The sequence below is a fragment of the Bacillus sp. SIMBA_074 genome (genome assembly GCF_046534555.1).
In the GTDB taxonomy this organism is placed as follows: Bacteria; Bacillota; Bacilli; order Bacillales; family Bacillaceae_G; genus Bacillus_A; species Bacillus_A mycoides.
In genome coordinates, this window is the sequence record NZ_JAWRYM010000251.1 from 1 (window position 1) to 326 (window position 326).

The 326-nt window shown below is 36.8% G+C and carries 1 protein-coding gene; it reads right to left on the reverse strand.

Translation table 11 applies throughout. The features are described 5' to 3' along the window. Positions 1–132: transcription termination/antitermination NusG family protein (locus SB773_RS30710; protein WP_410594007.1), on the reverse strand; the 132-nt coding region annotated here is incomplete at its 3' end. Between the last annotated feature and the right edge of the window lie 194 nt (positions 133–326).

Genomic DNA, 326 nt, shown 5'->3' on the forward strand with positions numbered 1-326 from the left:
TTCTTCTTCTGGAACTACAACGCGAAAGATCTTATCTTCCATCCCCATAGTTTCCACACGTTTTTCCAAGTTAGCCTTAACTTTGTTCTCGTAACCTGAATAGGTGTGAACTACATACCAATTCTTTTCCATGTGTTAGGACTTTAAAGTCCTTCCCTCCCTGCAATCAATCATTTTCTTTATTAATCTTTATCTTTGAACGTTTTAGCCAAAAAGCCAATTCCGGCGTCATCCCGGCTTAACTAGAATATATTGTGATGATTCATATTGCAGCAGTGCTCGATTTGGAACTTCTTCACTTCATAAAAAAGACAAATTAAAAAACC